Source organism: Lutibacter sp., assembly GCF_013041805.1.
GTDB lineage: Bacteria > Bacteroidota > Bacteroidia > Flavobacteriales > Flavobacteriaceae > Lutibacter.
This window is the reverse complement of sequence record NZ_JABDRI010000010.1, coordinates 1-9,906: the sequence shown is the minus strand read 5'-3', so window position 1 is coordinate 9,906 and position 9,906 is coordinate 1. Positions and strand designations below refer to the sequence as shown.

General features: G+C 29.3%; 7 protein-coding genes. 5 read left to right on the top strand and 2 right to left on the bottom strand.

The genetic code is table 11. The features are described 5' to 3' along the window. On the top strand, positions 1-961 hold a 961-nt coding region (locus HKP59_RS00835), incomplete at its 5' end, for a hypothetical protein (protein ID WP_291802626.1). 433 nt (positions 962-1,394) lie between these two features. Then, positions 1,395-2,006: an alpha-ketoglutarate-dependent dioxygenase AlkB gene (locus HKP59_RS00830; protein ID WP_291802625.1), complete on the top strand. Its 612-nt coding sequence runs from the start codon at positions 1,395-1,397 to the stop codon at positions 2,004-2,006. 52 nt (positions 2,007-2,058) lie between these two features. Here HKP59_RS00830 and HKP59_RS00825 read toward each other — a convergent pair whose 3' ends face one another. Together HKP59_RS00825 and HKP59_RS00820 are read right to left on the bottom strand one after the other, a co-directional pair. Beyond that, positions 2,059-4,506, bottom strand: a complete 2,448-nt coding sequence (locus tag HKP59_RS00825; RefSeq protein WP_291802623.1) for a glycoside hydrolase family 2 TIM barrel-domain containing protein — start codon at positions 4,504-4,506, stop codon at positions 2,059-2,061. Positions 4,507-4,521: 15 nt separating this feature from the next. Next, the gene (locus tag HKP59_RS00820; protein ID WP_291802622.1) at positions 4,522-5,658 is read right to left on the bottom strand and encodes a glycosyl hydrolase 53 family protein; all 1,137 of its coding nucleotides are present in this window, start codon (positions 5,656-5,658) and stop codon (positions 4,522-4,524) included. A gap of 132 nt (positions 5,659-5,790) precedes the next feature. On the opposite strand from HKP59_RS00820, the gene HKP59_RS00815 reads away from it, so the two are divergent. The 3 genes from HKP59_RS00815 to HKP59_RS00805 form a co-directional block, all read left to right on the top strand. Continuing rightward, positions 5,791-6,789: a GntR family transcriptional regulator gene (locus tag HKP59_RS00815; protein ID WP_291802621.1), complete on the top strand. Its 999-nt coding sequence runs from the start codon at positions 5,791-5,793 to the stop codon at positions 6,787-6,789. A 22-nt stretch (positions 6,790-6,811) separates the two neighbouring features. Further along, on the top strand, positions 6,812-9,406 hold the full coding sequence (locus HKP59_RS00810) for a cellulase family glycosylhydrolase (RefSeq protein WP_291802619.1): 2,595 nt from the start codon (positions 6,812-6,814) through the stop codon (positions 9,404-9,406). 44 nt (positions 9,407-9,450) lie between these two features. After that, a partial coding sequence (locus HKP59_RS00805) for a pseudouridine synthase (RefSeq protein WP_291802618.1) occupies positions 9,451-9,906 on the top strand: 456 nt, incomplete at its 3' end.

Genomic DNA, 9,906 nt, shown 5'->3' with positions numbered 1-9,906 from the left:
ATTTGGTGGTTATGGATTTTGGAGTGCGAGAAATTTTATCATCTTCTTTGATGAAAATTTGAAGGAATGGGAAGTTATTAATCCTGAAAATACTTCATTAATACCAGAAGAGTCATTCTCAGGAATGCATATTATTATAGGTGATGAATTTTATATTTTCAATTCAAATTACAATAACCCTATAAATAGGTTTGAGAACATTTTCAATACTAAACTATGGAAATATAATTTTACAAAAAAAACTTGGTCGTTAATCGGAGAAACAGACTTTGTCGAGCAAACTATGTTTCAGCCTGAAATTAAAATCAACAATAAACTACTAATAAATTTGTCCTCAAAGATTGTCATTATTGACATTTTAAATAACAATATTTCTGAATTTGAAAAAGGTCCACACTCACATCAAATATATAGAGATTTTACATCAATTTTTAATAATGAAAGATTTTACTACTTCACATCCGATAATAAACAAAATCTCTACATCGTTACAGCAACAGAATCAGAAATGATTGGTAAAAAGATTAGTTCTAAATCATTTTATTCCAATAATCAAAAATTAAAAACTCTTGGCATTTCTGTATTTGTATTAATTTTAATCATTGGTTTTTTCAGGCTTTATAAAAAATATCAAAAAAGAAAGAATAGAATACAATTGCTAGAAAATGGCCTCTTATTTAAAAAGAGATTTGTTCAGCTTGATAAAGAGTCAAATAAAATATTAAGAATACTTATAAAAAATGAGTTTGTTAATTCTTCAGAAATTTTGAAAATAATTGAAAAAGAACAATTCAGTCGTGCCCATAATGAACGACTAAAGTTTCAAAAGATTGAAGAATTAAATTTTCAAATAAAAATGCTTTTATCTAAAGATGAAGACTTAATTATTTCAAGAAAGTCAAGTTTTGACAGAAGAATTCGTGAATATATATTAATTAACAGAGAGTCTTTTGTAAATTAACTAATTAAAGACTAAAATCCTTTATTGAGAATGTTTATATTTGAACAACAAAGTTCATTAAAATCAATATAATAGTTCAGTTACCCTATGAGTTACCCTCTAAAATAGAGAATATATAAACACCTGATTTACAACTAAATAAAATCAAGAATTTGGAGCCTCTTTCTCCGCAAAAGCCCTGATAATCATTTGACTATCAGGGCTTTATTTTTTAAGTAATGATATATCTTGTCTTCTATCTCAATTTAAGCAAATATAATAGTTTAAAACCCTTTGTAATAAAGGAGTGAAAATTATTTAAATATTGTAATAAATACTAAAGATTTAATAAGTAATTTAAATGGAAAAAAATTAAAGTTAAACTTTGCTAACATATTCTACAATCAATCATTAAAACACTTTTTTCAACAAATCATTTACCAATGTATATTTTATGAATTTATTTGAAATCAACATTAATCCTGAAAAAAATTATCTTCCCACAGATGGAACCGTAAACTATTATGGAAAATTGTTCAACAAAAATGAAGCAGACCATTTATTAAAAAAATTATTGACAACTATTGAATGGAAAAATGACGAAGCCATTATTTTTGGAAAAAAAATAATTACCAAACGAAAAGTTGCGTGGTATGGCGATAAAGAATATGAATACACCTATTCAAAAATAACTAAGTCGGCATTGAATTGGACTCCGGAATTATTGGAATTAAAGAACATGGTTGAACAACAAACAAATGAATCTTTTAATTCTTGCTTATTAAATCTATATCACAACGGAAACGAAGGTATGGAATGGCATAGCGACAACGAAAAAAAATTAAAAAATAATGGAGCTATTGCTTCTTTAAGTTTTGGAGCAGAGCGTAAATTCGCTTTTAAACACAAAATAAGTAAAGAAAAAGTTTCATTTATCTTGGAGCACGGTAGTTTGTTACTTATGAAAGATGAAACTCAAAAACATTGGCTACATAAGCTTCCAAAAACTACATCAATTAATACGCCAAGGGTTAACTTAACTTTTAGAACAATAATTGAATATTAGTTTTTTTATTTAACCCACTATTTTCTGAATTTTATTATAATTTCTAATAAAATTATTCAACTTTTATTTCTACAGAATCTTTTGTGAGACCTTTAGATTTCGTAGTAACAGTAATATTTCCTTTTTTAAAACCTGCTGAAACAATAATCATAGCTTTCCCATAAAAAAGATCTACCTTATTAGATTTGAACGGTTTAAAAGATTGTGGATTCCCATTTCCTACTCCTGAAACTGACCCTTTTCCTGTAATTTGAATTTCAATTATATCATCTGCTAAAGGATTTACATTCCCATCTTTATCAAGTACTTCAACCAAAATATAAGACAAATCTTCACCATTTGCTTTTAAAATTATTCTATCTGGTGTTAATCTAATTTTTTTTGAATCACCTACCGTTACAATTGTTTTATAGCCTATACTCTTTCCTTCTTTATAAGCAACAACTTTAACTTCACCTGGCTCGTAAATAACATCATTCCACTTCAATCTAAAACGTTCTGTAGAAACTTTTGATGAAGGTTTTTTACATTTCTTGCCTTGTGATTTACCATTTACAAAAAGCTCCCCACAATCTCCATTTGTATAAACAAAAACTGGTGTTTTTTCACCTTCTCTTCCTTCCCAATTCCAATGAGGTAAAATGTGTATTGTGGTTTCATTTGGTTTCCAATAGCTTTTATACAAATAATATCTGTCTTTTGGAATTCCAACCAAATCTACAATTCCAAAATATGAACTTCTGGAAGCCTCTTTGTCTGTAAGACCAAGTTCTTTTGTATATTTATTATTATAAGGTGTAGGCTCCCCTAAATAGTCAAAACCTGTCCAAACAAATTCTCCTGCAATATAATTTTCATCTTGTTGCCACATAAAATCGTCGTCTGAAATTTCAGCCCAAGCCGGGGCATTTAAATCATAAGAACTTACTTGTAATGAATTTGTAAAATCAGTTTTCTCTTTTGGAAGTGGAAATTCATAAAATCCTCGAGTACTCACTGTAGAAGCGGATTCACTAATTATGACGGATTTATTAGGCTCTAACTGCCGAGCCAATCTATAGCGCCTTGCATAATTCCAACTATGCACATCATAATAATCGAAATGACGAAGTTTTGCACTTTCCATATTATCATTTACCAAAGTGGTAGGCCTCGTAGGGTCGTACTTATTTACATAATTTACCATCGTATGTAGTTTCTTAAAACCATTATTAATATTCCATTGAACATCTCCAATCTCATTCCCAACACTCCACAAAAAAACTGAAGGATGATTGCGATCACGTTCTATAAAATTTTTAATGTTTCGATGTGCAAAACTATCAAAATCAGTTTCTGGAGTTATATCAGCTTTTGCATCATATTTATCAAATATTTCATTGAACACTAAAAGACCCATTTTATCGCATAAATCGAGTAACTCCGGTGCTGCAACATTGTGACTGTTTCGAATTGCATTTACACCCATTGATTGCATTATTTCTAATTGGCGCTCCATAGCTCTTTCATTAAAAGCAACACCTAAAGGACCAAAATCACTATGAAGATTAACTCCTTTTAATTGCACTCGCCTATCATTTAAATAAAAACCGTCATCAGCAGTAAATCGTATTGTTCTCACTCCAAACAATGTTGAATCCCTATCTATGATTATATCATTTTTATAAATGTTGGTGATTGAGGTATAAAGTACCGGATTATTAATATCCCATTTTATTGGATTCACTAATTGAAGAGTCACTTCAAAATCTTTATTTTCTCCGGACAAAATAGTATTTGAAATTTCCTTTTTTATTATTTCTTCACCTTTTGAGTTTAAAACAACCTGTTCAACTTTTATTTCTTCATTAATATCTGAACTGTTTTTAACTGAGGCATTAATCCTAACATCAGCGTAATTAGATTTTACAATTGGCGTAGTAATATAAGTTCCCCAAACATTTACGTGAATTGGATTTACTGCCAACAATTCTATTTTTCTATAGATTCCACCACCTGGATACCATCTACTATCGTGTTTTCTTGTATCAGCATAAACAGCTAATATATTTTTATCTCCGAAATTTAGATAATCTGTAACATCAAGGTAAAATGAATTGTATCCGTAATCCCATTTTCCAACAAGCTTACCATTCATATACACCTCTGGGAATGCCATTACACCATCAAAAATAAGGTAGATTCTCTTATTTTTATAAGTTGAAGGAATTTCTAACTGTTTCCTATACCAACCTTCACCTTTCCAAGGAAGTTTTCCTGTATTTCCATCTCCATCAATTATAAATGGACCTGATATGGCCCAATCATGAGGAACATTCACCTGTTGCCATTTACTATCATCAAAATTAATTTCTGAAGCATTTTTAGGATTTCCTTTCATAAATTTCCAATCTTTTTGAAGCGTAAAAATTTCTCTCAATTGTGATTTTGCTTCTAAAATTGAAAATAACATTGTGCTACTAAAAATTAAAACCTGAATTAGTATCTTATAATTTCTCATATGTATGCTTTTTTTCTAATTTAATGAAGCATTGTAAAACTTCATTCCTAAATTTGCTTTAAAGTTATGGTCAAACAATGTGGCATTATCCCAATGAGAACCTCGTCCCCAAAGTGTTGAACAATTACTTGAAACCCAAGCTGGCTCCCAATATACAAGTCCTTCACCTCCAGAATTTTCAATAACCTCTACTAACTTGTTAAGAAAATCTAACTGGCCTTGCTCTGTAGCAGGATATCCTGCTATAAGAGCATCTTCTCCTAATATATTTCCTGCTGAATCTGAGTCCTCAAGAGTAAAAGGATAAGCAGTTTCTACAACCATTAAACGTTTGTTATATGTACTTATTAAAGTTTTAAATGCGTTAGAAACATTGTATAAAGTATATTCTGACCATTTTGGATAGTACGAAAGACCAATCCAATCAAAATCTGTCACTCCATTTTGCGTGGCTTGCTCAAACCACCACAAACCATTTTCTGGTTGTGCGATATGAAGCATTACTCCTATTTCCTTATTTTTTATAGCAGAAATGTCTCTAACAGCTAAAATTCCTTTATTTAGCAAATATGAATTTCGTTGCCAATCAATTGGCCATTTTAAGTCTCCTTGCTGCAAAATCATTCCATTAATTTCATTTCCAACTTGAACTATATCTGGTAATAAATTTGATTTTGAAAGATTCTCAAGAGTACTATACGTATAATTATAAAGTAATTCTCCCAATGCTTCAGTATTATTGAGTTCATTTAGCCATGCAGCAGGTATTTCCTGTTTTGAGGGATCAGCCCAAGTATCTGAATAATGAAAATTTAACAAAACCTTCATTCCTTCAGCTTTCGCTTTCGCTATCGTTTTTTTAACATCTTCATAATTTGAATATTCAGTCCAAGTAGGATTATGCCATAACCGAACTCTTACAAGATTAGCCCCTGATTCTTTAAAAATTGTGTATGGGTTTTTGATAATATTATTTGCATCTTTATAAACAACGTCACAATCTTCCATCTCATTTACATATGATAAATCTGCTCCAAAATAAAAATCTGGAACCAATACAATTTCTTCATCATCAATAATAACATTTTGAGATTCTCTTTTGGAACAAGAAATTAATACTAAAGTTAAAAATATCAAAAAGGAATACTTCATTTAGAATGATTTTTATAAAAATATAAATTAAAGATTGAATTAAACATTTTGAACTAATAATAAACAAATCTATTATTAATAAAAATAAAAAACAACCAGTACCTACTAGTTTGTTTTTTATTATATTTGCATATGAGTTTTATTAATGTAAAAAAAAATGTAGGTATTCCTAAATACAAGCAAATAATTATCTCCATTGAAAATGCTATCTTAGATGGATCTATAAAAAAAGGAGATAAAATTCCTTCTATCAATAGTATAAAAAATAAGTTCTCACTGTCACGTGACACTGTTTTAAAGGCTTATAACGTCCTGAAATTAAGAGGAATTGTTCATTCAATTGCAGGCAAAGGCTATTATATTAAAAGTGAAAATATTACAGTTTTACAAAAAATATTTTTATTATTTGATGAGTTAAATTCGTTCAAGGAGGATTTATATAATTCGTTTTTAAGCAACTTAGATGAAAATATACAAGTAGATATTTACTTTCACCACTTCAATTATTCTGTTTTTAGTAAGCTAATTCAAGAAAGTATTGGGAACTACAATTCATATATAATTATGCCTGGAAACTTTAACAATACATATAAAATTATTAAAAATCTCCCAAAAGAAAAAGTATATATCCTAGATCAAACCAATAGTGAATTAAAGCATTATTCAAGTATTTATCAAAATTTTGAAAAAGGAATCTTTAATAACCTTACTTCCGTAAGCAACCATTTAATTAAATACAACAAACTACTTTTGCTTTTTCAAGAAAATAAGCAACCAAAAGGAATGCTAAGTGGTTTTGAAGAATTTTGTAGAAAAAATGATTTTGACTTTGAAGTAGTAAATTCCTTAACCAATAAAACACCGACAGATGGTGAATTGTATATAATTCCTGATGACCGAAATTTAATTTTATTGATAAAGAAAATAAAAGAAAGAAACTTGAATATTGGAGAGCACATTGGTATTATTTCATATAATGAAACTCTTTTAAAAGAAATTGTTGAAGGTGGAATAACAACCATCTCAACCGATTTTAAAAAAATGGGAAAGACTTTAGCACAAATGATTAGTAATAAAGAACAACTTTCAATTGAAAATCCAACAACGTTAACTTTTAGAAAATCGATTTAAATTAAACATAAACTTATAATTTATGAAACCTTACCGTATATTTTTAAAAACAGTTCTATTCGTTTTACTGTTGAATGTTCCACATATTGTAGCCCAAAATTCAATTTCAAAAGGCACTGTGTACGTAGATAAAAGTGGTGTCATGAAATGGGATAAAACCAATGAAGAAGTTCAAGGTTTTGGTGTAAACTACACAGTTCCCTTCGCACATGCATATCGCTCAGCAATAAAAATGGGAATTGATCCAAAAAAAGCGATAGACAATGATGTTTATCATTTTTCTCGATTGGGTTTTGATTTGTATCGAGTGCACGTTTGGGATACTCAAATTAGCGATACACTTGGTAATTTAATTGAGAACGAATATTTAGAAACCTTTGACTATTTACTAAAAAAATTAAAAGAGAAAAACATAAATTTTGTGATAACTCCAATAGCATTTTGGGGAAATGGCTGGCCTGAACCGGATGAGAATACGCCTGGATTTTCACATAAATATGGCAAAAATGAATGCCTTACAAATCCTGAAGCTATAAAAGCTCAGCAAAACTATTTGTATCAATTTTTAAATCATATAAATCCATACACACAGATCGCATATAAAGATGAACCTAATATTATTGCTTTTGAAGTGAGTAATGAACCTCACCACAGAGGAGATCCCAAAAAAGTGACTGAATTTGTAAAAAGAATGACAAGTGCAATGCGTAAAACGGGAACTAAAAAACCTATTTTTTATAATATAAGCCATGCTGTTCATTTCGCAGACGCCTATTTTCAAGGCGATATTCAAGGAGGTACTTTTCAATGGTATCCAACAGGTTTAGGGTATCAAAAAGAACTTTCAGGAAACCTATTACCAAATGTGAATCAGTACAACATTCCTTTTGATGAGAGTATAAAAAAGCATAATGGTGCAAAATTAGTATATGAATTTGATGCAGCTGATGTAGGGAAATCATATATCTATCCAGCCATGGCGAGAAGTTTTAGAGAAGCTGGAATACAAATAGCTACGCACTTTGCTTACGACCCAACATATTTGGCATATGCGAATACTGAATACAATACGCATTATATGAATTTAGTGTATACACCTCAAAAAGCATTAAGTTTGATGATTACATCAGAGGTTTTTCATAACATACCGATGCATAAAAACTTTGGAGCTTATCCAAAAAACACATCATTTGATGATTTTAATGTAGATTACTTAAATGACCTCGCAGAGTATAATTCCGAAACTAAATTTATTTATACTAATACAACTTCTACCAAACCTAAAAATGAAATAAAACTCAAGCAAATTGCTGGATTTTGGAACTCTAAAATTATAAAATACGAAGGAAAAGGAGCTTACTTTTTAGATAAAATAAATAATGGAATTTGGCGATTAGAAGTAATGCCCGACGCTATTTGGGTTGATAACCCTTTTGGAAAAAATAGCCCTAAAAAAACAGTTGCCGTAATAAATTGGAGAAAATGGAAAATGAGTATTAATTTAAAAGAATTAGGTTCAGATTTTAATATTGAAGCTATAAATGATGGAAATGATTTTTCTACGAAAACAACAGGTAATTCATTTTCAATTATGCCTGGAACTTATATTGTAAGCAAAAAAGAAAGTTCTAAAAAATGGTCACCAAATGACAACTGGAAAAGCAATAAATTAAAAGATTTCTTTGCTCCAAAAAGTACTATTTCTAAAACCTATTTTAAACATACTTCGCATTCAGAAATTACAGAAGGTACTGCTTTAAAAATTTCAGCTCAAATAGTAACTACAGAAATTCCAGAATCTGTAGAATTATGGTTTTATAATGGATATAAAAGAGAAATAATTAGTATGAACGAAACAACTGGATATAATTATGAAGCTGAAATCCCTTCAGAGATGATAGCTACAGGTTATTTGCGCTATCAAATAATTGTAAAAAACAAAAATAATTCCATAACCTATCCTTCTAATTTAAAAGGCACTCCTGCTAATTGGGATTTTTATGATAAAAACATGTATGAAGTACGTGTAGTTCCAAAATCAAACCCTATCTATTTATTTAATGCAAAAAAGGATGCTGATTTACTAGTTAAAGAATGGAGGCGCGGTTTTAAACTTGTGCCTACTAAAAATGAAAATGAAGCTGAATTTCAAATCAATATTGAAAAATTATTTATGCCTGACAATGAAAATTTAAATGCAAAGCCAATTTATGATTATAGTTTCAAGCATTTTATTTTAGAAAAAATTGAAGGGAGAAAAACAGATTTAATTTCAAAAGATAGTATTGTTTTTTATGGAAGATCTCTTAATAATAAACCAACCTATCTTCAAATAGCTTTTGTAATGAATGATGGGTCTTCATTTGGAAAAGTGTTAGAAATAGACACAAAACTTAAAGAATATAAGCTCTCTTTAAAGGATTTAGAATCAGCAAAAACTGTTACATTACCAAGACCATATCCAAGTTTTTTACCTTACTATTTAGAACATGACATAAGCAATACTTTCGATATCAATACTATTGAAAGTATACAGTTTTCAATTGGTCCAGATATACCAACAAATCAATTAGAAGATTCACATGGTATTTCAATAATTAGTGTATACTTAAAATAAGTACAAAACATTATTAGTAACTTTGTAACTTCAAAATATTAGTAGTGAAAAGCACCAACGAAAATTCAGTAAATTTAAATAAGTACATTAGTCGTACTGGTATTTGCTCTCGAAGAGAGGCAGAAAAATTAATTATTGGTGGTAAGGTTACAATTAACGGAAAACCCACGCAGTTAGGAAATCGAGTATTTGAAGGTGATAAAGTAATGGTAAATGGACAACTCTTAAAATCAAAACCAAAAACACTTTATATAGCATACAATAAACCTATTGGAATAGTTTGTACAACAGATTCTAAAGAACGATATAACATTGTAAAAGCAATTGGGCATACTGAACGTCTTTTCCCAATTGGGCGATTAGATAAACCTTCTGAGGGTTTAATTTTTTTAACCAACGATGGAGATATAGTAAATAAAATTCTTCGTGCCGGAAATAATCACGAAAAAGAATATATTGTAACTGTAAATAAGCCTATTAGTAAAGAATTTATTCAAAAA

Excerpts from the sequence above, each read along its gene's own strand:
- HKP59_RS00830 (WP_291802625.1), top strand. The coding sequence starts at position 1,395 with ATGAATTTATTTGAAATCAACATTAATCCTGAAAAAAATTATCTTCCC.
- HKP59_RS00825 (WP_291802623.1), bottom strand. The coding sequence starts at position 4,506 with ATGAGAAATTATAAGATACTAATTCAGGTTTTAATTTTTAGTAGCACA.
- HKP59_RS00820 (WP_291802622.1), bottom strand. The coding sequence starts at position 5,658 with ATGAAGTATTCCTTTTTGATATTTTTAACTTTAGTATTAATTTCTTGT.
- HKP59_RS00815 (WP_291802621.1), top strand. The coding sequence starts at position 5,791 with ATGAGTTTTATTAATGTAAAAAAAAATGTAGGTATTCCTAAATACAAG.
- HKP59_RS00810 (WP_291802619.1), top strand. The coding sequence starts at position 6,812 with ATGAAACCTTACCGTATATTTTTAAAAACAGTTCTATTCGTTTTACTG.